Source organism: Blautia glucerasea, assembly GCF_020537505.1.
In the GTDB taxonomy this organism is placed as follows: Bacteria; Bacillota; Clostridia; order Lachnospirales; family Lachnospiraceae; genus Blautia_A.
This window is the reverse complement of record NZ_JAJBMO010000020.1, coordinates 45245-66848: the sequence shown is the minus strand read 5'-3', so window position 1 is coordinate 66848 and position 21604 is coordinate 45245. Positions and strand designations below refer to the sequence as shown.

The 21604-nt window shown below is 42.8% G+C and carries 27 protein-coding genes and 1 riboswitch; of the genes, 11 read left to right on the top strand and 16 right to left on the bottom strand.

Going from position 1 to position 21604, the window contains the following annotated elements:
* The first annotated feature begins 377 nt into the window (after positions 1–377).
* The gene (upp, locus tag LIQ05_RS14405; RefSeq protein WP_226821734.1) at positions 378–1007 is read left to right on the top strand and encodes a uracil phosphoribosyltransferase; all 630 of its coding nucleotides are present in this window, start codon (positions 378–380) and stop codon (positions 1005–1007) included.
* 220 nt (positions 1008–1227) lie between these two features.
* Here upp and LIQ05_RS14400 read toward each other — a convergent pair whose 3' ends face one another.
* From LIQ05_RS14400 to LIQ05_RS14385, 4 genes are all read right to left on the bottom strand, one after another.
* Entirely contained in the window at positions 1228–2871 is a 1644-nt protein-coding gene (locus tag LIQ05_RS14400; RefSeq protein ID WP_226821704.1) for a SpoIIE family protein phosphatase, read from the bottom strand.
* A 144-nt stretch (positions 2872–3015) separates the two neighbouring features.
* Positions 3016–3675, bottom strand: a complete 660-nt coding sequence (locus tag LIQ05_RS14395; RefSeq protein WP_226821702.1) for a GNAT family N-acetyltransferase — start codon at positions 3673–3675, stop codon at positions 3016–3018.
* A complete protein-coding gene (locus LIQ05_RS14390) occupies positions 3672–4532 on the bottom strand; it encodes a class I SAM-dependent methyltransferase (RefSeq protein WP_226821699.1) in 861 nt (286 codons plus the stop codon). The genes LIQ05_RS14395 and LIQ05_RS14390 overlap by 4 nt, the downstream gene beginning before the upstream one ends.
* A gap of 119 nt (positions 4533–4651) precedes the next feature.
* Entirely contained in the window at positions 4652–5425 is a 774-nt protein-coding gene (locus tag LIQ05_RS14385) for a TatD family hydrolase (RefSeq protein ID WP_226821696.1), read from the bottom strand.
* Positions 5426–5752: 327 nt separating this feature from the next.
* Between LIQ05_RS14385 and LIQ05_RS14380 the strand changes: the two genes are divergently transcribed.
* From LIQ05_RS14380 to LIQ05_RS14370, 3 genes are all read left to right on the top strand, one after another.
* On the top strand, positions 5753–6088 hold the full coding sequence (locus LIQ05_RS14380) for a sulfite exporter TauE/SafE family protein (RefSeq protein WP_226821693.1): 336 nt from the start codon (positions 5753–5755) through the stop codon (positions 6086–6088).
* A 43-nt stretch (positions 6089–6131) separates the two neighbouring features.
* Entirely contained in the window at positions 6132–7064 is a 933-nt protein-coding gene (locus LIQ05_RS19935) for a cytidylate kinase family protein (RefSeq protein ID WP_226821731.1), read from the top strand.
* A 69-nt stretch (positions 7065–7133) separates the two neighbouring features.
* Positions 7134–8120 (top strand): NAD(P)-dependent oxidoreductase, encoded by a 987-nt coding sequence (locus LIQ05_RS14370; RefSeq protein ID WP_226821690.1) that lies wholly within the window; start codon positions 7134–7136, stop codon positions 8118–8120.
* A 103-nt stretch (positions 8121–8223) separates the two neighbouring features.
* On the opposite strand, the gene LIQ05_RS14365 is transcribed toward LIQ05_RS14370, so the two are convergent.
* Both LIQ05_RS14365 and moaC read right to left on the bottom strand, forming a co-directional pair.
* Complete coding sequence (locus LIQ05_RS14365; protein ID WP_226821687.1) at positions 8224–8712, bottom strand: MogA/MoaB family molybdenum cofactor biosynthesis protein; 489 nt, start codon at positions 8710–8712, stop codon at positions 8224–8226.
* 175 nt (positions 8713–8887) lie between these two features.
* Positions 8888–9370: a cyclic pyranopterin monophosphate synthase MoaC gene (gene moaC / locus LIQ05_RS14360; RefSeq protein ID WP_226821684.1), complete on the bottom strand. Its 483-nt coding sequence runs from the start codon at positions 9368–9370 to the stop codon at positions 8888–8890.
* A 567-nt stretch (positions 9371–9937) separates the two neighbouring features.
* Here moaC and LIQ05_RS14355 point away from each other — a divergent pair.
* Both LIQ05_RS14355 and LIQ05_RS14350 read left to right on the top strand, forming a co-directional pair.
* Positions 9938–10336 (top strand): Fur family transcriptional regulator, encoded by a 399-nt coding sequence (locus LIQ05_RS14355; RefSeq protein ID WP_148463756.1) that lies wholly within the window; start codon positions 9938–9940, stop codon positions 10334–10336.
* A gap of 249 nt (positions 10337–10585) precedes the next feature.
* A complete protein-coding gene (locus tag LIQ05_RS14350; protein WP_226821680.1) occupies positions 10586–11128 on the top strand; it encodes an NADH peroxidase in 543 nt (180 codons plus the stop codon).
* 169 nt (positions 11129–11297) lie between these two features.
* Here LIQ05_RS14350 and LIQ05_RS14345 read toward each other — a convergent pair whose 3' ends face one another.
* The 4 genes from LIQ05_RS14345 to LIQ05_RS14330 all read right to left on the bottom strand — a co-directional run bounded on the left by LIQ05_RS14345 (position 11298) and on the right by LIQ05_RS14330 (position 13561).
* Complete coding sequence (locus tag LIQ05_RS14345; protein ID WP_226821677.1) at positions 11298–11858, bottom strand: recombinase family protein; 561 nt, start codon at positions 11856–11858, stop codon at positions 11298–11300.
* Between the two features lie 224 nt (positions 11859–12082).
* Positions 12083–13039, bottom strand: a complete 957-nt coding sequence (locus tag LIQ05_RS14340; protein WP_226821674.1) for a DUF4234 domain-containing protein — start codon at positions 13037–13039, stop codon at positions 12083–12085.
* 16 nt (positions 13040–13055) lie between these two features.
* Entirely contained in the window at positions 13056–13205 is a 150-nt protein-coding gene (locus tag LIQ05_RS14335) for a helix-turn-helix domain-containing protein (protein ID WP_147417389.1), read from the bottom strand.
* Positions 13206–13243: 38 nt separating this feature from the next.
* The gene (locus LIQ05_RS14330) at positions 13244–13561 is read right to left on the bottom strand and encodes a hypothetical protein (protein WP_118050040.1); all 318 of its coding nucleotides are present in this window, start codon (positions 13559–13561) and stop codon (positions 13244–13246) included.
* Between the two features lie 498 nt (positions 13562–14059).
* Between LIQ05_RS14330 and LIQ05_RS14325 the strand changes: the two genes are divergently transcribed.
* Positions 14060–14311: a hypothetical protein gene (locus LIQ05_RS14325; protein ID WP_226821671.1), complete on the top strand. Its 252-nt coding sequence runs from the start codon at positions 14060–14062 to the stop codon at positions 14309–14311.
* 58 nt (positions 14312–14369) lie between these two features.
* Positions 14370–14873 (top strand): hypothetical protein, encoded by a 504-nt coding sequence (locus LIQ05_RS14320; protein WP_118050037.1) that lies wholly within the window; start codon positions 14370–14372, stop codon positions 14871–14873.
* A 42-nt stretch (positions 14874–14915) separates the two neighbouring features.
* On the opposite strand, the gene LIQ05_RS14315 is transcribed toward LIQ05_RS14320, so the two are convergent.
* Positions 14916–15422, bottom strand: coding sequence for a hypothetical protein (locus tag LIQ05_RS14315; RefSeq protein WP_226821668.1), 507 nt, complete (start codon positions 15420–15422; stop codon positions 14916–14918).
* Between the two features lie 143 nt (positions 15423–15565).
* On the bottom strand, positions 15566–15931 hold the full coding sequence (locus LIQ05_RS14310) for a protein kinase domain-containing protein (RefSeq protein WP_226821665.1): 366 nt from the start codon (positions 15929–15931) through the stop codon (positions 15566–15568).
* Between the two features lie 132 nt (positions 15932–16063).
* Here LIQ05_RS14310 and LIQ05_RS14305 point away from each other — a divergent pair, with 132 nt between their 5' ends.
* Positions 16064–16489: a helix-turn-helix domain-containing protein gene (locus LIQ05_RS14305; protein ID WP_226821662.1), complete on the top strand. Its 426-nt coding sequence runs from the start codon at positions 16064–16066 to the stop codon at positions 16487–16489.
* A 157-nt stretch (positions 16490–16646) separates the two neighbouring features.
* Positions 16647–16719, top strand: a riboswitch (Fluoride riboswitch).
* A 53-nt stretch (positions 16720–16772) separates the two neighbouring features.
* A complete protein-coding gene (locus LIQ05_RS14300; RefSeq protein WP_226821659.1) occupies positions 16773–17978 on the top strand; it encodes a cation:proton antiporter in 1206 nt (401 codons plus the stop codon).
* A gap of 111 nt (positions 17979–18089) precedes the next feature.
* Here the strand turns inward: LIQ05_RS14300 and LIQ05_RS14295 are convergent, their stop codons facing one another.
* The 3 genes from LIQ05_RS14295 to LIQ05_RS14285 are packed head-to-tail and all read right to left on the bottom strand — an operon-like array spanning position 18090 to position 19014.
* A complete protein-coding gene (locus tag LIQ05_RS14295) occupies positions 18090–18452 on the bottom strand; it encodes a type II toxin-antitoxin system HicB family antitoxin (protein WP_226821729.1) in 363 nt (120 codons plus the stop codon).
* Positions 18436–18693 (bottom strand): type II toxin-antitoxin system HicA family toxin, encoded by a 258-nt coding sequence (locus LIQ05_RS14290; protein ID WP_195698949.1) that lies wholly within the window; start codon positions 18691–18693, stop codon positions 18436–18438. The genes LIQ05_RS14295 and LIQ05_RS14290 overlap by 17 nt, the downstream gene beginning before the upstream one ends.
* Before the next feature lie 45 nt (positions 18694–18738).
* Positions 18739–19014, bottom strand: a complete 276-nt coding sequence (locus tag LIQ05_RS14285) for a hypothetical protein (RefSeq protein WP_195698948.1) — start codon at positions 19012–19014, stop codon at positions 18739–18741.
* Positions 19015–19232: 218 nt separating this feature from the next.
* Here LIQ05_RS14285 and LIQ05_RS14280 point away from each other — a divergent pair, with 218 nt between their 5' ends.
* Positions 19233–20429 (top strand): iron-containing alcohol dehydrogenase, encoded by a 1197-nt coding sequence (locus LIQ05_RS14280; protein WP_226821656.1) that lies wholly within the window; start codon positions 19233–19235, stop codon positions 20427–20429.
* A gap of 66 nt (positions 20430–20495) precedes the next feature.
* Here LIQ05_RS14280 and LIQ05_RS14275 read toward each other — a convergent pair whose 3' ends face one another.
* On the bottom strand, positions 20496–21491 hold the full coding sequence (locus tag LIQ05_RS14275) for a D-alanyl-D-alanine carboxypeptidase family protein (protein ID WP_226821653.1): 996 nt from the start codon (positions 21489–21491) through the stop codon (positions 20496–20498).
* Positions 21492–21604: the final 113 nt, after the last annotated feature.

Sequence of the window (21604 nt, the reverse complement as noted above, 5' to 3'; positions counted from 1 at the left end):
ACCGCTGCATAATGAGCCGCAACTTCTTTTCCCATATTGCCGCAATAAACTGCGCAACACCTCTGTCATAGTATAAAGTATACGACAAGTTTTTACAATGATTGACTTTCTATGGAAAGTGCGATATCATTTTATTACTGTTCACAGGTAATGTTCCGCGAGGTGTTTTTTGTGAGCAAAGCTCACAGAAAACCCGAGAACCTCGGCGCGAAATCATGTGAAAGCATGATTTCTGTGCATCGCGAAGCGTGTTACTGATCACGAAGTAAACAGTAACATCATTTTTACAGTATTCCTACAGGGAGATTGCTGTTGCATAGGGCAATGGCAACTTTTATTACACTACGGAGGTTTTTATCATGCCAAATTTTTCAGATATGGACAATGTATTTATTATGGACCACCCACTGATCCAGCATAAGATTTCCATTCTTCGTAATAAGAATACCGGAACAAACGAATTCCGTAAACTTATTGAGGAGATCGCAGTTCTTATGGGTTTTGAGGCGCTTCGTGATCTTCCCCTTGAGGATGTTGAGGTTGAGACTCCCATTGAGACTTGCAAGACTCCTATGATTTCCGGTAAGAAGCTTGCTGTTGTTCCTGTACTTCGTGCAGGTCTTGGAATGGTAAATGGTATCACTACCCTGGTTCCATCTGCTAAGATCGGTCACATCGGTCTTTACCGTGATCCGGTTACCCATGAGCCTCATGAGTACTATTGTAAGCTTCCGGATCCCATTGACCAGCGTCTCATCGTTATGGTTGACCCAATGCTGGCTACTGGCGGATCTGCTATCGCTGCTGTTAACTTCATTAAAGAGCATGGTGGAAAGAGCATTAAGTGTATGTTCGTGATCGCTGCTCCGGAAGGTCTGAAACGTCTTCACGAAGTACATCCGGATGTACAGATCTATGTAGGCCATCTGGACAGAGAGCTGAACGACCGTGCATATATCTGCCCGGGACTTGGCGACGCCGGAGATAGAATTTTCGGTACCAAATAAATTTTTGAGCTGTCAGGCCGCGAAACAGACGGATATACCGTCCCCCAAAGCACCAATGTCAAAATATGAAAACGCGTAAAGTAAAAGGCTGTAATTCTGAAAAGTATCTTACTTCCAGAATCCAGCCTTTTTCTTTTATATTTTTTACAATTATACAAACCAGTAATTATTCACTTTGCAGCTATGAATCCGCTTTTCAGACCTTACCAGACAACTCACATCACAGACACGCTCTCTCCATCTTCGCCTTATATTCCACACAAAGCATAGTGATATCATCAAACTGCGGCGTCTCCCCAACAAAAATGTCGATATCCTTCTTCACTTCCGGTAAAATTTCTGATGGCACTTTGTCCTTCACCCGGTTCAGAACCTGCTCCAGACGCTCCATTCCATAAAGCTGATTCTCCGCATTTGTAGCCTCTGTCACACCATCAGTGTACTGGAAGATCATATCTCCCACATCCAGGGTCATGCAGCCAGCCTTATAATTCATATCCTCAAATCCTGCAAGAACAAAGCCCGGACGGATCTTATAAGCTTCAAAGCTGCCGCCAGCCTTACAGATAAACGGCATTTCATGACCGGCATTTACGAAGCAGAATTCTCCCGTCACAAGATCCAGCACCCCTTCAAAAGCAGTGATAAACAAGCCCTCACTGTTCGCCTCACAAAGAAGATTATTTACTGTGGAAAAGACCTCGCCTAAATCTCTTCCTGGTGTGGTATGGTCCTTGATCAGCGTTTTTCCAATGACCATAAACAGCGCTGCCGGAACACCCTTTCCGGAAACGTCCGCCATAACAATGGCCAGATGGGTTTCATCCACCATAAAGAAATCGTAAAAATCACCGCCCACTTCCTTGGCAGGCGTCATGGTCGCATAGATATCAAATTCCTTCCGGTCCGGGAACGCCGGGAAAATACAGGGCAGCATGGATGCCTGAATGTTTCTGGCAATATCCAGCTCCGTCCCGATCCTCTCCTTCTCAGCTGTCACCTTGGACAGATTGGCAATATAGTTCTCCAGCTCTTCCAGCATAAAATTGAAGGAATCACTGAGCGCCTCGATTTCATCCCCAGTTTTCATGGTGATCCTCTGATCTTCAAACTTTCCGCTTTTGGTGATCTCCTGGGTAAAATCAGCCAGCTTGCTGATAGGTGTGGTGATAGTCTTCCGTACAAAGACAATATACGCAGCCATAGTCACAGCGATAATACAAAAAGAAATCAGAAACATATTGATGAGAAAAGAATTCAGGTAATTTCGAACATCCTTCATATCCAGAATATACTGGATCTCTGCGATTGCCTTTCCTTCCTCGTCCAGGATTACGGAAATCCCAGTATAATTATAGCCGTAGCTATTGTCCGTCACAAGCGGACGGTCCACACCTTTGTTCTGCTGGTACTGGTTCCATATGGTAATGTATTTCTCCATATCAGCCGGATCATTCGGGTTGGCAGCATCCGTGTACAGAATGTCACTTCCGTAAGCGATCTGGTTCGCCGGATCATCGCCCATCTCTTCCACCATGGCATCTATGTAGAAATGAACGCTGTCCTCATCTGGCACAACCAGGGACAAATAGGTAACATCCCCATCTTTTTTCAGCTTGTTAAACAGCGCGGCCATTTCCGAATACTCTTCTGTCTGATCTCCGCCTTCCGCCAGGATCTTCTCCACATCCTGCACTGAGAGCATATCCGCAATACTGTTGCAGTTGGTCATAACCCGCTGTGCATACAGGTTCTCCAGATAGGACCTGGAACTTCTGTAGCTAAAAAGGGAAATCGCGATGGTCAGGATCACACCGATTATACCAAGTGAAAGAATAAATTTGGGAAGAAGTTTGATTTTCATTTGTAGTTCCTTTCCTGAAGTTTCTTATTATTTTCAAAACGGTAACTGTTCAAAACCTTCACAGTTACACGCTTCGCGGAATACTGCCTTCTGAATAGTTACCCGAAACGGTTCCGCGCCGTTTCCAATTACCACCTGTAAAGCTTAGGTTTCTGTTGGATTCCCTGTACGGATTCTTTTAAAGTAAACCTCTGCATCACACTTACAGCGTCCCTTGCAATATGGGCAAAAAAGGTCTTTCTTGTCATACCAGATCTGCTTCGCCGAAGAAAGATGAACAAACTGGCACTTCTGAAGGGCTTTTTCCAGGGGAACTTTACCTCCCGCATTCCAACAGATGATAAACACGTTCTCCACGCCCTTCCCTGCAAACTGCGCCAGCGCATACTCCATCATCAGAACCGCCAGCCCCTGCCTGCGAAACGCTTCTTTTATCCCTACGGACTGAAGCTTTCCTACGAGCTGAGGCTTTCTCACCGACCGAGACTCCCTTACCGGCGCCAGCGCCCCCTGCCCGCAAACCTGTCTGATCTTCTGCACTGCAAGCCTGGCATCCTCTGCAATCTGATCCGCCGACGTAAGATAATAATAAATATATCCAGCCAGCTCTTCCTCTGCCGTTTTCAGCAAAAGAAATGCCCTGTCCTGGCGCCCGATGGTCTGTTCAAGCTCCGCTTTCTGATACAGATTTTCCCCCACACACTGATCCATAAGCTGCAGTGTTTCCTCTATATCTTCTTTTTTCAATGGACGCAGATAAAATTCTCCACAAAAAGTCTTTATCTTCTGTATCTCTTGTGTCATAAACCCACCTTTTCGCAGGACAAAATCTGCATTCCCATGGTAATTTCCGAATCCTTACTGAGAATCTGCTGCCGAAGCCCTTCGTAATTCTCTCCGAGCCACTTCTGCCACTCCTGATAATCCCTGTTATCTGGTTCTTCTGCCAGCAGAATTTCCACATCCTCCGGCAGATAAGAAAAAAAGGTCTGAAAAATCTGATTTTTCCGTTCCAGCTCTTCCTTTCCAGCAGAAATCCCCTGACTCCATACGTGAATGTTACCGTAGCCAAAATCCGCCAGCCAGCCAGAAGCCTTGGCACCGGTATCTCTTCGCCCTGCATATTTATCCTGGTTTAAAATATCCAGAAACTGTTCCAGAAGGTTCTTCTCATCTGGAACAAGTGTGGAAGCACAGTCATTGCTTTCCGTAATGAAGAGCACTCCGTCTTTTTTCAGAAATTGTTCCAATGTGCGAAGCAGCTTCTTTCCATCCAGCAAATGCATTAATACAAAAGAAAGACAGATCAGATCAAATTGTCCTCCGTCAGAAGCATCCACCAGATTCTGCAGATCTTTAGAAAAGGACTGACTCTCCACATCCATCTGATAAAAAAAGAATTTGGAATTTCCATACTGTCTGTGGGCTTTTTCCACCAGTTCCTGGTTGTATTCCAAGCCAATTACCCTGGAAACCCTTTGGTCGGAAAAACGCTGAAAGGTTCTGTTTCCATCATTGCAGCCAATGTCCAGAACGGAAAGCCCTGATTTCCCCTTAAAAAAATGCTCCAGCGCAGGTTTTTCTGCCTGTGACAGCAGCTTATTCTGTATCCGCAGGCGCTCCCGCTCCTTTTTTTCCTGAAATACCAGCTGACTTTGCATGATCAGTCTCCTTGTTTCTTATAATTCACGCCATCCACAGCACAGGCTTTAGAATCTCTATGAATCTTACACCTTGCGGAAGGCTGCTTTTATTTATCACAACATTTTTCTTCCTTCATCTATTTAAACAGCAGCTTCTTCGCATTCTCTTCTGTCACCGCAATCACTTCCTCTGCAGTGATTCCCTTGATCCGCGCCAGCGCTTCTGCAACATAAGGCAGATTCAGGGAAGAATTTCTCTTACCGCGGTTCGGCTCCGGTGCCATATAAGGGCAGTCTGTTTCCAGAACGATCTGGGACAAAGGTGTCATGGCTGCCACGTTCTTCAGCTTCTTTGCATTTTTGAAGGTGAGCACGCCACCGATTCCCAGATAAAGCCCCATTTTCAGATATTCTGCCGCGATCTCCCTGCTGTAGGAAAAACAATGAATGATCCCGCCTGACATATCTTTTTTCATATATTCCTTTACGATCTCCAGGGTATCCTCTGCGGCATCACGGCTGTGGATCATAAAAGGCAGCTTCTCTTCCCTGGCAATGTCCATCTGGGCGCGGAACATTTCCTGCTGCCGTTTATGCTCCGCCTCCTCCTTGTGCCAGTAATAGTCAAGCCCGATCTCTCCGATGGCCACCATTTTCTCCATATGGGAAAGCCGCTGGATCTCGTCCAGGGTATCCTGTGTCATAATTCCCGCGTCATCCGGATGAACTCCTACTGCGCCATACATAAAGGGATACGCTTCCATCAATTCTAAAGTTCCGCCAAATCCGTCGACGGACGCGCACACATTTACAATACAGCCCACTCCCCCATCCTTCATGGAAGAAAGAAGCTGGTCTCTGTCACCCTCGAAAGCCTCATCATCATAATGTGCATGTGTATCAAATATCATTTTCCTGCCTCTTTTTTAAGTATTTCCAGACGCGGTTCCTTTTTCAGTATTTTTGCGCGTACCAGTCGATTTAAAAAAACACAAGTGTTTTCTTTTCAATATTACCATTATATCATACCAAAATCGTACCAGTAAAGCGTTATAAAACGGTTTTTAGACGTCCTATAAAAAAAGGGTAAAAAAGTACTTGACAATTTCAGGAAATAGATAAATAATATGAGAAATCAATCAGCAAGGAAGCCGGTGCAAATATGCGCTGGCTTTTTTGTTTAACAGGAAATTCCCCTGGAATCCCCTATTACAAAATACTCTTTATGGGAGGCGCCCATGGAACTGCACATGTCTACGTTTGTAATCATAAGCATAGCATTCTTCTTTGCCGGAATCATTGACGCCGTATCCGGAGGCGGCGGGCTTCTCACTCTGCCCACCTTTATGCTTACCGGATTTCCCGTACATTTGATCGCAGGGACCAATCAGTGCTCCTGTCTTCTGGGAGGTTTCACCTCTCTTTTCAAATTTATAAAAAGCGGACATGTTTACCGTTTTACAGCTGTCATTGCCGGGATCAATGCCATCATCGGTTCCGTCCTTGGAGCCAGACTGAACCTGATCCTTCCTGCAAAATATCTGCAGATCATCATGATTGTAATCCTTCCGTAAAGTATTTGGGGATCTGGAAGTTTTGAAAGGAGTCAACTTTTAGATCAATACAGGAGAAGTTGTATGTATATTAGGACCATCCGGTTCTGGAAAAACAACCCTCTTAAGATGCACCAATTTCCTTGAAGTTCCCACAAAGGGCCTGGTAACCATAGGCGATTCTACTGTAGACGCCACCCATCACACCAAGAAGGATGTCCATGAACTCCGGCAAAACAGTACCATGGTATTCCAGAATTATAATCTTTTCAAAAATAAAACAGCTCTGGAAAATGTAATGGCAGGACTTACCATCGTGCAAAAGAAATCCAAAGCCGAAGCAAAAGACATTGCAGAACATTACCTTCAGGTAGTAGAAAGGAGAACCATTATGGAAAACTTCGTAGTAACGGTTGGACGACAATTCGGAAGCATGGGACGTCCCATCGCAAAGAAAGTAGCAGAAATGCTGGATATCAGCTATTATGACAGAGATATTGTGGAAGAAGTATCCAAGAGAATGAACGCCCCTCTTTCCCTCATAAGCGATAAAGAGGAAGGGGCAAAATTTGGCCTTGGAAAATACGCAAAAATGCTGCGCCCCCTGGGTTCTGGCACAACAGACCTTCAGGACAAGATCTTCTCTGTCCAGGAGTGTGTGCTACAGGATTTTGCAGACAAGGGGCCGTGTATCATGGTGGGAAGATGCAGCGACTATCTTATGCGTGACCACAAAAACCTGCTCCGGGTATACATCTATTCCCCACTTGACGCAAGGGTTCGTAACTGTGTACAATATTTTGGAATGACTGAGGAAAAAGGCCGGAAAATGTGTGTAGATGTAGACAAGGCCAGAAAGGCTTACCACAGACATTACGCAGGATATGATCCTGGAAGCACCGAATATATGGACCTGATGCTGAACAGCAACAATTTTGGCATTGACGGTACTGCGGAGCTGCTTACCAATGTGATCCGGAAAAATTTCGGATTATAGGATCTGAAAAAATTCTGCCGGATACTGACAGAAAACAGAAATATCATAGACAAAGGACAGTGACGGAAAATGAAAAGACAGATGAAAATGATCGCTTATGCTGTTGAACCGGAAGAAATTCCTATTTTTGAGAAGTATTACAGAAATTATGATATCGACCTTAAGCTTGTAGATGAAAAACCCAATCCCGCAAACATTGCCCTTGCCAATGGCTATGACTGTATCAATGTTCTGTCAGATACTTATATCACAGATGAAATGTGGGATGGTTTTCACGTATGCGGAGTGCGGATCGCGGTCACAAGATGTATCGGTATGGAGCATATGAACCAGGCCTATGCCCACAAGCTTGGAATCCAGATTTTTAATATTACCTACTCTCCTGCAAGTGTGGCGGATTATGCCATTATGATGATGCTGATGCTTCTTCGAAATGTGAAGCCTATCCTTCAAAGGTATCTGGGACAGGATTACACCATGTCCGGAATCCGCGGACGTGAGCTTCCCAATATGACCGTGGGCGTAATTGGCGCCGGTCATATTGGGCAGACCGTTGTAAAGCATCTCTCAGGCTTTGGCTGCAGAGTCTTATACTGGAACCGCCATCCAAAGGAAGATCTGGAAGGTTTTGCAGAATACTGCGATCTGCCCACACTCCTTGCACAAAGTGATATTGTGTCTCTTCATATTGCTTCTAATAAGGAAACTTATCATTTCATGGATCCCGACCGTATTGCTTTCATGAAGCAGGGCGCACTTTTGATAAACACAGCGCGGGGGCCTATTGTGGATTCCGCTGCGCTTATTGAAGCTCTTGAAAGCGGTCACCTTTCTGGCGCCGGACTTGATGTGATCGACGGAGACCGTAATATCTATTACAGGGATCACAAAAATGAGATGATCATACACCATGAAATGGCGATCCTGAATTCCATGCCAAATGTTCTCATGATGCCCCACGCCGCTTATTTTACGAACCAGGCGCTGGAAGATATGGTGCATAATTCGCTGATTGTGACGAGCCAGTGCTTTAAGGATATGAAAGAGCAGCAATAGAAAGTTTTATACAACTATCTAACCAGCACTCCCCTCCACTACGCAGTATCAGCTGCTTCTATGGAGGGGAGTGTTAATTTATGGTAGAGTTTTAGAGAAACTATTATCGGGCACAGTTCCCAGCTTCCCCTGTCATGATCTCGATACCATGTCCCAGGGCGCCAATAATGTATTCCAGACTCTCTTTCACCGCCTTGGGGCTGCCTGGGAGATTGATAATCAGGGTCTGCTTGCGGATCCCAGCTGTGGCGCGGCTGAGCATGGCGCGGTTTGTGATGGTCATGCTGTAGGCACGGATCGCCTCCGGGATTCCTGGAACCTTCCGTTCTGTAATATCTTCTGTTGCTTCCGGCATAACATCCCGTGGGGAAAACCCGGTTCCGCCTGTGGTCAGGATCAGTTCCGCCTGGTTTTCGTCTGCGATTTCTACCATCCGCTTAGAAAGCATGGAGCGGTCATCTGGAAGAATATCCATGGAGACCACCTGATAGCCTTCTCTTTCTACAATCTCTTTAATCGCCGGGCCGCTTAAGTCTTCCCGCCTGCCCTGGTATCCCATGTCACTGGATGTGATAATTGCAACTCGTTTCATAGCCATCCTCCTGTACATATTATCGGACTTTATGTTTATATTATTACAATCCATTAAATCAGACAGTATAACTTTTTCTACTAAACGGACATGTCGCCTATCAGCGACATCACCTTCAATAAAAATTCCTATTATCTTAACCTGCAAAAAGAGTTCTCTATTTACTGATACTTCATCAGCTCGAAAACAAAAAATCCCCACTCTTACCACCAGTCTTCTCAACCAGGTGAATATCCGTCAGCACCATGTGCTTGTCGATTGCCTTACACATGTCGTAAATAGTCAGAAGTGTTACCTGCACACCCGTCAGCGCTTCCATCTCCACACCGGTTTTTCCATCCGTCTTCACTGTACAGAAGGTGCGGATAATCCCCTTTTCTTTTTCCAGCTCAAAATCAATGGTGCATTTGGTGATCGGCAGTGGGTGGCACATTGGCACCAGATCAGAGGTGTGTTTCACGGACATGATTCCGGCAACTCGGGCCACACCAAGAACGTCCCCCTTGGCCACCGTTCCGGCGGTAAGGCGCTCCATAATCCCGGCACCCACCTGGATCGCGCCCGTGGCAATGGCGGTTCTGTGCGTAACGGGCTTGTCCGAAACATCTACCATTATAGCATTGCCACTTTCGTCAAAATGTGTCAATTTATTTTCCATGTTTTTTCCTTTTATAACAATACTGACAATATTTTCCGTTTTCAATCATTTATTTCATTTTTTTATCACAATTATATCCCCCAGGAATCCAGGTTCTGTCAAAAAGCTGTCATTTTCCAGATAAGTACTTTCATATACGGACATGCCGCCGGCCGGCGGCATGTCCGTATATATAGAAATTCCACATAAATGGAAAATTTAAAACAGGAGGTGACATGATGTTGACACTTGAAGGACTTATTGCTGTTTTAAGCTTATGCTTAACAGCGTTTGGACTCGGATACACGATCGGAGGAAATCAAAAAAAATAACCGCCCCAGCCCAACCAACTGAACGGTTATTACAACATATATGAATGGGCTAACGTCTATCGGTAACACCTTTATTTCTGTACATATATTAACACGAAACAAAATATATGTCAATTTACAAAATCAACTTTTCCCTGCAAATCTTATTTCAAAATTTTCCAATTTTTATTTCATAATCCTCTTGACAAAATGGCTTTTATCCTTTATATTAATATCAGTAATAATTACTATTATTAAGGAGAAAGGAGGAAAACCGATGGCCACATTGAAATACAGCCGCCAGAGAGAATCGATCAAGGAATTTCTTACCGGCAGGACTGACCATCCCACCGCTGATTTTGTATATGAGAATATGAAGCAGATCTATCCGAACATCAGCCTTGGAACTGTATACCGGAACCTCTCTCTTCTCGCTGATCTGGGTGAAATACAAAAGCTTTCCAGCTTTGGCGGAGCAGACCGATTCGACGCCCGCACCGCTCCCCATTGTCACTTCATGTGCACCCGCTGCGGCAGAGTGATGGACGTATTCAGCGAACATATTGATAAAAGTCTTGAGAGCATTGCAGCTGACTTTAAGGATGGTCAGATTTCCGATTATAAAGCAAGATTTTTTGGAATCTGCAAGGAATGCCTAAAGGAAGAGTCACATTGAAACACGGCAAAAGGATGAATAAATTCTTCATTTACAGATCATAACTATGCTACGAAGTTACATTTCAACAGTATCCAGAAGCAATATCACAGAAGGTTACCATTCAACAGTAACACAGCTTCCTGTAAATGAAAAAAAGTTTCAATAGCTCTTGACAATCAAGAAACAATATGCTACTATAAAACAGTAATAATTACTATTATTAAAAACTAAACAAAAATTTTTATATAAGAAAAGGAGAATTTAATTATGGCTAAATGGGTATGTAATGTATGTGGTTATGTTTACGAAGGTGAAGCAGCTCCAGAAGTATGTCCAATCTGTAAAGCTCCGGCTTCCAAGTTCACCAAACAGGAAGATGAAATGTCTTGGGCAGCTGAGCATGCTGTAGGCGTTGCTCAGGGCGTCAGTGAAGACATCCTTGCAGACTTAAGAGCAAACTTCGAGGGCGAGTGCTCTGAGGTTGGTATGTATCTTGCAATGGCACGTGTTGCTCACAGAGAGGGATACCCAGAAGTTGGTCTGTACTATGAGAAAGCAGCTTACGAGGAAGCAGAGCACGCAGCTAAATTTGCTGAGTTATTAGGCGAAGTTGTTACAGACAGCACTAAGAAAAACCTTGAGATGCGTGTAGCAGCTGAGAACGGCGCAACAGCTGGTAAATTTGATCTTGCAAAACGTGCAAAAGCCGCTAACCTTGACGCAATCCACGACACAGTTCACGAGATGGCTCGCGACGAGGCAAGACACGGCAAAGCATTCGCTGGTCTGCTTAAGAGATACTTCGGCTAATATTTGACACTTCCAAGAGGGTGAGATGAAAGTCTTGCCCTCTTTTTGTGTGGAAAAAATGTGGAAACTCGCGTCTGCCACCCGCTCAAAAAGTAACAAATGTGGAATTTGAAAAAGTGGAAATTATTTGCGGCGCGTCTGCGCCTTGTTTTCAAGTTACATTATGCCTTTAAAGGCTCATTTCTTTTACGCGGCGGTAAAATGTGTTTGGCTTCAAGCCGACTTCATTCATAGCGGCTGTAGCTGTGATTTCTCCCGCGCGCCAACGTTTGCATACAGTTTTAAACAGTTCTGTATCTACTTCAACAGGCTTGCGTCCTTTATACTTGCCCTCGGCTTTTGCAATCTCTATTCCCTCGCGCTGTCTTTCTAAAATGTTCTCGCGTTCCAATTCTGCAAGTGCGCCAAAGACAGTCAGCATAAATCTGCCTTGTGGAGTAGTTGTATCAATACTTTCTTTAAGACTTACAAATTCAACGCCTTTTTCTGTCAGTTCAGAAATGATAGAAAGCAAGTCACGCGTGTTTCTTGCAATTCGAGAAATACTTTCTACAATCACTATATCTCCCACACGAACAAAAGCCATCATTTCTTTAAACGCGCGGCGGTCTGTGTTTTTCCCGCTCGCCTTATCAGTAAAGATTTTTTCGGCGTTCTGTTCATTCATCATTTTTAACTGTCTTGCTTCATTCTGTTCGATTGTTGAACATCTTACATAACCAACTCTCATTGCTGTGTCCTCTCTTTTGTTTCTGAAGTTATTCTATCATAATTCCAGAAGTATGTCAATAGAGTTGTATTTGTTTTTGAAATATTTCAAAATGCACAAAGCAAGTCTTGTGGCACATTAAAACAGTCTATTTTTCTCTTTCAATGGGGTATAGTCTAATGAAATACCAAAAGAAGATAAAGAAATGGAGCGGGACAACGCGCCCCGCTCCAAGTTATTCTAAATTACAGTCCAAGCAACTGTTTTTTCTTTGCTTCAAATTCTTCTTGTGTAATCACACCGCTATCAAGTAATTCTTTGAAATTTTTCAATTCTTCCGCCGTTCCAAGCGTTGCGCCATTTACTTTTTCTCCCTTTGGAGTTGAAACATATTGTGTATCATTTGCCGTTGCAATATTGTTCATTTTATCCTGCAATAAAATAGGTGGGATAATCGGAACAAAGATAGCCAAAATCAAACACAATGTAGCCATATCAGAGGAAATTCCTTTTGCTGCTGCCATTTTATCTACACGCTGTCCGGTTTTATATGTCCAGTAAATAATATAAAATGGAATAAATAAGCAAAGAAGTAATTTCTTTGTTGGATTGCGATATTCTTCATTTTCTGCTGCATTTGTATAACCAGTCATGCGGTAAATCCATATATAATACCAAATTCCAAAAGTGAATAGAAGCAGCAGAACGTGTTTTGCCATACTGCAATAAATTTCACTTGATACAGGCGTGTTTTGATTTATATAAATGCTTTTTTCTTTTGGTGGCTGAGAACTTTTATAATCGCTTATAAATGTTACCAACAGTGCAACAAAAACAGGCAGTAATGCAAAGAATATTCCACCACGAAACACATGCTCAGGTATTCGACTAATCTCCCTCAAAGAAACTGACAAATTAAAACGAACAACTCCATAACCGCTATATGTTGCATATCTAACAAGTACCAATAAATCGATTATAATTGCCACAACACTAATCGTAATAGAAATTATTTTGTTCTTTGACATAGCAATATAATACATGATTATACCTACGGCAATAATAAATAAGATATAGCTTAAAATATAAAATTTCATTAATGGAAGTCCCCGTTTTCCTCCCATAAAAAGGACATAAGATAAAATAATTGTAATCGTCAGTCCTATAATTACTGCAATTTGACTTTTTCTTGAATTTTTCATTTTCGTTCCTTTTCTTTTATGTAGTTTGCATTAAATTATTAACCGCAAGTCTTACATTCAACGGCACGCCTTTCATTTGTATATATTTTGATACCGTACTTGCGCTACGCCCCATAGCACGCCCTACGGCGGCATAATTGCCAAGCTGTGCATATAACTGATACATTTGAACGATTTCCTGCGGCGTTACACGCGGCGCACCCATTATTTCTTATCGGCAGCAGCTTTTTCTGCTTCTGCTTTCTTTTCAGCAATTATCTCTTTTTCTTTGTCAATTCGTTTTTTGGTTTCTTCAACATTAACTGTTTTCTTTTTGCGAGTAGAAGTCTTTGCATTAGTCTGTGTCAAAAGACGATTGTTTGTATCGTCCATAGCAGTAAAGAAAGAATGCCAGATACGCACGAGTGGGTCTACTGCTGTTGCACCATATTTTTCAAGTTTTTCATTTTCTTCTCCAATTTTTTTAAAAAAATTGTCTGGAATGATGATAATATCTCTGTCAAGGTCAATAGTCACGCGCATTTTGATTTCCTCCTTAGAATTAAAAGATGTAAGATTTTGTTTAATTTTCACAAATTTTGTACTTTTAATTATATATATATATATATATATATTCTGTCAATAGTCTATTTGATTATTATTTTTTCTGCGTTGAAATTATCCTAATTTAGCTTAACTCACTTTAATTTGTCTTATTTTGTTCAAACATATCATTATTTTAATAAAATAAGCCTTAAATTAGCGTATTCCACTCTATTTCAGACAATTAAGCTATAATAAGCCTTATTTTGACGATAACGGTAAATGAAAAAGTGATTTCGTGTCGAAGTTGTCCACGCATAAGCCGCGCCACGCGTAAAAATAATATTTTTCCCGAAATAGGGGCGGGGGTGGCAGCAGGTTTATTATATTCTCCTGCCAAGTTAAAACGCCCTTTATTTTATTCAAATAAAAAATTTTGTTATAATATATTCATAAGAAAAAGATATTTCTTAAATCTAAAAGAAAGGGGGATACCGTATGTTTGGTGACAATGGATTTACTTATCAATTTGCTGAATTTCTGAGAAAAGCAGGAGATGTAAATTTATCATATACATTCCAAAAGGAAATGATGAATCAGCAACTTTATAAACAATTAGAACATGAACAAATTGTCCACGAAGTAACCGAAGAAGTTTTATCACGTTTAAATACAGCAGTTGACACGCAAGAGATATTTAACAAAATAGATGGACTAAACGACAAAATAAACAGTTTAGAACGTAAATAAGAATACACTGGCGGGCGGTTCTGCCGCCCTGCCATTCCAATAGAAAAGAGGTTTATATATGCCCTATACAGTACCTAATCAGCGTACCGTATTCATTCATAGAAACATGCTTTTAAATGATTTCTTAGGAATACAAAACGCAAACTGGCAAGCTGCGGCGCGCGACTTAGGCGCACACGCGCTCATGCTTTATTTATATCTTGCGTCTAATGCTAATAATTATGAGTTTGCGCTCTCACCTGCTGCCATAAGGCAGGCAATAGGAATGCCTGCGTCTACTTATCGCGACCAATTTGTAAAACTGGTAGATAAAGGGTATCTTGTGCAGCGCAAGGAAAGTACTATCTATGATTTCTATGAAACACCACAACGCGTCACGCATACAGAGCCAATAGAAACGATTGACGGCTTAGACTTTACGGCTGACGCTTATGGAACGCCGCAAACCGTAAATAACGAAGCGGGAAAGGATATAGAAATAAATATAAATAAAACAGATACTATAAATATTAGCGGCGTGGAGAAACAAGTTTCTCCTACGCCGATACAATTCAATTTTTAAAGGGGAGAACTCACTATGACAGAAAAAGAAATGTTAGGAACTTTACAACTTGTTTGGGATCAGTTTTAATGAATATTCATGTCCCGCAAGCCCGCCTTCTACTGTCATATGAAAAAATACCATCTCATCATATTCCTTGATTACCGTACTTTCAAGATTGGTAAAATCATCATCCTCTGACCGGTTTAATGCCATGTTGACTGTTACAGGGTATATCTCATTCATAAGCTCTATTATGTTTTCTCTTTCATAATATTCATCATATAAATCATTTATATACTTTTCTGTAATTGCATCGGCTGAATCTTTATGTGATGAAATATACTCATACTTTGAAGCATTAACAATTTCACTGTCCAACTGTTCATAATACGCTTCAGCTTCATCCACATCACCATTTTCTTCTGCTGATTTTGCAGCATTCAAATTCTCTTTGTCCGTACGTTCCTTTATGAGAGTCTCAGTGTCTTTTATAAGGCTACTGGCATCTTTATAATCAGATACGAGTTTAAATTTATCAATCGCCTGCTCATATTCGCCTTGTTTCATCAACGCAACTGCGGTTGTATAGTTTTTTTCCGTTGTATATTGGTTATACCAAGTTATACCAACAGCCAGAACAACAACTATGCCCGCGCATATACCACCGATTTTTCGATAACGTTTCTGCTTTGCAAAGCTTTACTGCGTCTTCATATAACGAAATTGTTTTCTCTGCTCGTGCAGCCGCTCTTGCTATCTGGCTTTACGTCTCTATGTACCACTCCCATGGAGTGAAGCACCCACAAGGCCATGCACAGCTGACAGGTGATCTGCTTGGCCTGTGCCGCTGTTAAAAGTCCGCCCTGCAAAATCTCTCCAAGGGTATCCCCTTGCACATATTCTTCCAGCAGAACTGTTTTCCCCTCCTTTTCCCCTACCTCCATGATCTGGGGCAGATTGGGACATGAAACAGCGAGCAGTTTCCTGTATACTTCACTGCGCTCGCTTTTTTTGATCAGGCAGACCCTGTCATATTCGTCATGAACTGCACTTAAAAGACTATCATAAATGTCCATTTTTCTCCTTGTCAGTAGTTAACACTATGCTGACTGCATATTGTTTTTCAGAATTTTTTATAGTATAGTTTCATTTGATTGTATTGTTAAAACTATTTTAACTTATTGACAAATTATTGTAAAGGCGCGAATATGGAAAAGAAAAATACAGATGGTTTACAGCAGGAGCTTATGGATTCCCCGGATCTGAGTCAGTTTCTGTCCCAGAACCAGGAGCAATTTGAAAATAAGACTGTGGCAGAATTATTGAACCGTCTGTTCGAGAAGAAAACTATCTCAAAGGCAGCGCTTGCCAAACAGGCCGGCATGAGCGAGATTTATCTCCACCAGATTTTTGCCGGCCGCAGGAACCCTTCCAGGAACCGCCTGCTGTGTCTGTGTTACGGGCTGGAGGCGACAGTGGATGAAACCCAGGAATTGCTGAAGCTGTGTGGAATGGCGCAGCTTTATCCCAAATTGAAAAGAGATGCCATTATTTATTATGGGCTGCTTCATGGGCTTAAATTGTTTGAGATTAATGATAAGCTGTTTGATGAGAATGAAGAGACGTTGTTTTGATGCTGCATCATGCTTCACTTTCAAATAATTACTGTTCTTAACAACGTGATTTATAGAATAACACCTGTAAACGGTAATTGAATCAACCTTTAATTTTGAAATTTGAAAAATTATTCTTGCTATAACTTATGTAATATGCTATTATACACACGAAAATAAAACAAAGGGGAATGAATGTCTCCCCGGGATCATCCCGAACCGCTTATTAAGCTGATGACTTCTGCGATAACAATTGCCGCAGAAAGCATCAGCTTTTCTGCGTAAAAAGGAGGAATTTATAACAATGTTAACATCTTTAGCCTTTATTTTTCTTGTAGGCCTTTCCCTGGCAGCAATCTGCCAAGCACTGAAGCTGCCCCGTATTATCGGAATGCTGCTCACCGGTATTCTCTTGGGACCTTATGTACTGGATGTGTTGGATCCATCCATTCTTTCCATTTCCTCGGAGCTGCGGCAGATTGCTCTGATCATTATTTTATTAAAAGCCGGACTTTCCCTGAATCTGGCTGACCTGAAAAAAGTGGGACGACCTGCGATTATGATGGCCTGCATCCCGGCGACTTTTGAAATTCTGGCATACTTTTTGCTGGCCCCTTACTTTCTGGGGATCACCAGACTGGAAGCTGCTGTTATGGGTGCCGTAATGGGCGCCGTTTCCCCGGCTGTGGTTGTCCCAAGAATGGTACAGTTGATGGAGGAAAAATACGGCACAGCCAAAAGCATTCCCCAGATGATCCTGGCAGGTGCTTCCTGTGATGATATTTATGTGATCGTGCTGTTTTCCACATTTTCTACTATGGCACAGGGCGGCAGTGCACATGTGAAGGATTTTATCAACATTCCGGTTTCCATTGTCCTGGGTATTGTACTTGGAAGTGTGACTGGTTATCTTCTTTCCCTGTTTTTCGAGACAGCCTACGCCCACAGCCATATGGTGCGGAACAGTATGAAGGTGATCGTGGTAATGGGCGTGTCTTTCCTGCTGATGTCTATTGAGACATGGCTGAAACCGGTGGTTTCTATTTCCGGGCTTCTGGCTGTGGTAAGCATGGCTTGCGTTTTAAAGCTAAAGTGTACCTCTTCCGTCTCCGCCCGTCTTTCCCAGAAATTCGGAAAGCTGTGGCTGGCTGCTGAAGTCCTGCTTTTCGTACTTGTGGGTGCATCCGTAGATATCCGCTATACCTTGAAAGCAGGTCCTGCAGCCCTGGCTATGATCTTCGCCGCCCTGCTAATCCGCACCCTTGGCGTCACCCTCTGCGTAGCCGGAACCAACCTGACCGCAAAAGAAAAACTGTTCTGCTCCATCGCCTACCTGCCCAAAGCAACCGTCCAGGCCGCCATCGGCTCCGTCCCAATGGCCATGGGCCTCTCCTGCGGACAGATCGTGCTCTCCGTAGCAGTTCTGGGCATTCTGATCACCGCGCCGTTGGGGGCTATTGGGATGGATTGCAGCTATAAGAGGCTGCTGAAACGAGAATCGTGTAGCTAAAATAGCAAAAGGCACCCTTACACAAATTCGTTTGAGGATGCCTTTTTCACTATTCTATTTCAGTTACATATATTTGTTTGAGTTCTCTATCTCTGAATCGTTACGACAATTTTACTTAAAGAATACTGCATCATTTCTGGAAAGAAGATATACACAATATTGATTCATGCTGATTCCTTCTCTCTTAGAATGTTCTGCCAATGATCTATGCAGGCTTCGGGGTATTCTCAACTTAAATTGTCCCGAATAATCTTCCAAGCTGTCTGGCTCATGAATTTCTATCCCATCTTCTAATGCAGCCTCAAGCCAGGCTTTTTTCGCATCCACCGCATTTGCCACTGCACGTTCTAAAGTTTCTCCGCAAGTAATGCAGCCAGGTAAATCTGGATAAGAAACTACAAATCCGCCTTCATCTTTATCTTCCACAATTTCCATACGATAGGACATTGCCATATAATCATTCAACGTCTTCATCATTTTTCACCTCGCCTTCCACAATCAGTCTTACCATCTCTACATACACTTTCTTGATTGGTTCATGCTTCGGTATTGTAATTGGCGTGCACCCTTGTTTTCTAAACGTATAATGACTGCTTCCACTTCTCGGTGCATTCATTTCATATCCATAACTTTCCAATACCTTCCGCAATTCGTCAAATCGGAGGTCTTTCGATAAATTGCATATACGTGTTATCAGTTTATCCCATTTTGACATTTATTATATCTCCTATTCACATTATATGTGGTGTCGCATATGGTGTCAATCATTTTTTTGTTTGTCAATCTCATCATACCGTTTACATAGATTCAAAATGCTTCTGATTTTTTCCATATTATTATCCCAATATTCATCAGCTGCATCAAATGGCATCCCATCAAGCAGCTCCAATCTAAATTTTGCTAAATTATATCCCTCTCTCATACCATCAAAATATATTTCTTTAATAAAATTTCCAAGCTTGTCATCTCCGTAACAATACATCGTTTTAGAAAATTTCTTATTATCGATCAATTTTCCAAGGTCTTCTTTTGACATTCTTTTTCGCCTCCTTGCGGTATATTTTTTATACATTTAGTTTATTAATATAGTAGTAGTATTGTCAAGCCATTTATAAGAATATACAAATATCATAATTTTGACTTTAACATAGATGACCGAATTCGCAAAAGTAATGGATATTTTTCAAATCCTGCTATATAATGGGCTCAGAATAAAAAAACTGCTGTTGCATATTTTTACGGAGGAATTTTCTTATGATAAATTTTGATTTTTTCACTCCTACTAAGATTCTGTTTGGAGCTGGGCGTGAGAGTGAGGTTGGAAAACAGGTTGTAGCCTTTGGTGGACATAAGGTTATGATCGTTTATGGAAAAAAGGGCGGACACATTGAGACTTCCGGGCTTTTGGACAGGGTTCATAAGAGTTTAAGTGATGCAGATCTTTCCTACGTAGATTTGAACGGTGTTGTACCAAACCCACGTCTTTCCCTGGTAAAAGAGGGGATCAGCATTGGACGTGCGGAAGGTGTTGACTTCCTTCTGCCCATTGGCGGGGGCAGCGTAATTGATACGGCTAAGGGAATCGGTTACGGAATTGCCAATGATTTTGAGATGGAAGACCTGCTTTATGGACGTGTAAAAACAGATAAAAACCTGCCCATTGGCGTTGTTCTTACAATTGCCGCGGCAGGCTCTGAGATGTCTTCCTCCATGGTTCTCACCATTGAAGACGGTATGATGAAACGTTCCTATGGGCACGACTGCTCACGCCCCAGATTTGCTATTATGAATCCTGAGCTGACTTACAGCCTTCCGGCGTATCAGACAGCCAGCGGCGCAGCTGATATTATGATGCACACTATGGAGCGTTATTTTACCCCTACAGACACAGATACCAGCCTTACTGACCGGATTGCAGAGGGACTGATGATTTCCGTTCGTGATGCCGCCCAGGTTGCTGTAAAAGATCCTGAAAACTATGAAGCCCGGGCTACTCTCATGTGGGCCGGAAGCCTTTCCCATAACGGTCTGACCGGTGCCGGAAGGGTATCTGATTTCGCCACACATAAGATTGAGCATGAACTCGGCGGTATGTTTGATGTAGCTCACGGAGCCGGACTTGCATCTGTCTGGGGAAGCTGGGCGAGATATGTGTATAAGACAAATCCGGGAAGATTTGCACAGTTTGGTGAGAAGGTTTTCGGAATTGATGCTTCCCAGACCAGCGATTCTGATATTACGGATACTGTTCTCGCATCCATCACTGCCTGGGAGACTTGGTGCCACTCTATAGACATGCCAACCACCCTCACTGAACTTGGCATTTATCCAACCGATGCCCAAATCGAGGAAATGGCTGAGAAATGCGTTTTCGGCAGAAACGGACACATTGGCTTCTTCCAGCCGTTGACGAAAGAAGATATTGTGGCAATCCTGCAAATGGCGAAATAACACCAGCCTGACTCGAAACACAGCATAGAAAAAGAGCATTCACTTCCTCACTGGATTTGTCATTTCTTATTTCTGTGCCACCGCTTCGCCCAGCCGGTTATATATTGTTTTCGCGTCCAGAATATGTGGTACTCCCGTAGCGTCCGCCGCGGCGCCTGCAGTTACCAGAATGTACTCCCTGCCATATATCTGTGCAAAGCTTGCCAGACAATGCCCTGCCTCAGAGGTATACCCGGTTTTGCCACCTAGAATTTCCCCGCCGGTTACCGATGTATCCGACATATTTTTAAACATGGTACTGTAATAGGTAATTCCATCCGGATGTACATTGGTAGCTGGCGTAGAATGGAAATGGCTTTCTGCCACTTCACGGAAAGTATCATTATGTAACGCATACTTAAGCAGCAGCGCAATATCATATGCTGTACTATAATGCTCTGGATCATGTAATCCCGTACAATCCATAAAATGGGTATCCTTCATCCCAATGGACTTGGCCTTCTTATTCATCTTTTCCACAAATGCTTCTTCTGAGCCGGATGCTTCATCTGCCAAAGCCAGACAACATTCTGCTCCGGAAGGCAGCATTACGCCGTAGACCAGATCACGCACTCTCACGCTCTCCCCTGGCTGAAAGCCTGCCTGTGTGGCATCCTGTCCATCCAGAGCATAAAAAATATTCTCACTTAAAGTAATCTCATGATCCAGATCTGAAAATGCTTCCAGCGCCACAATTGCAGTCATGATCTTCGTCATGGATGCCGGATAAATCCGCTCTTCCCCATTTAGATTTCCAATGACCTTTCCGCTTTTTACATCCATTAAAAGCACATTTGAGCTGTTCACTCCCGACACATCCAGTTCCGTCGCAGGCGGTCTGTCGAAAATCCCGAGCACTCCCGACACTTTAGCACTAAGTCCTCTATCCCAACAAAACGCCAAAGCCAACACTGCCAGAATCAAAACTTCCACCAGCGCACTAATCAAAACCCGACGTCTCTGTTTCTTTCTACGAATTCTCCTCTTCCGCTCCATCTGCGCCCGTTTGCTTCGCTCATCCATTTAGACTCTCCTTCCATTTTCCACTGCTTTTATACGCTCCTCTTGCTTTCGTCTATTTCTATACTCTGCCACAGCAAAGCACCATCTTTCACCTCAAGCTCCATTCCAGATTT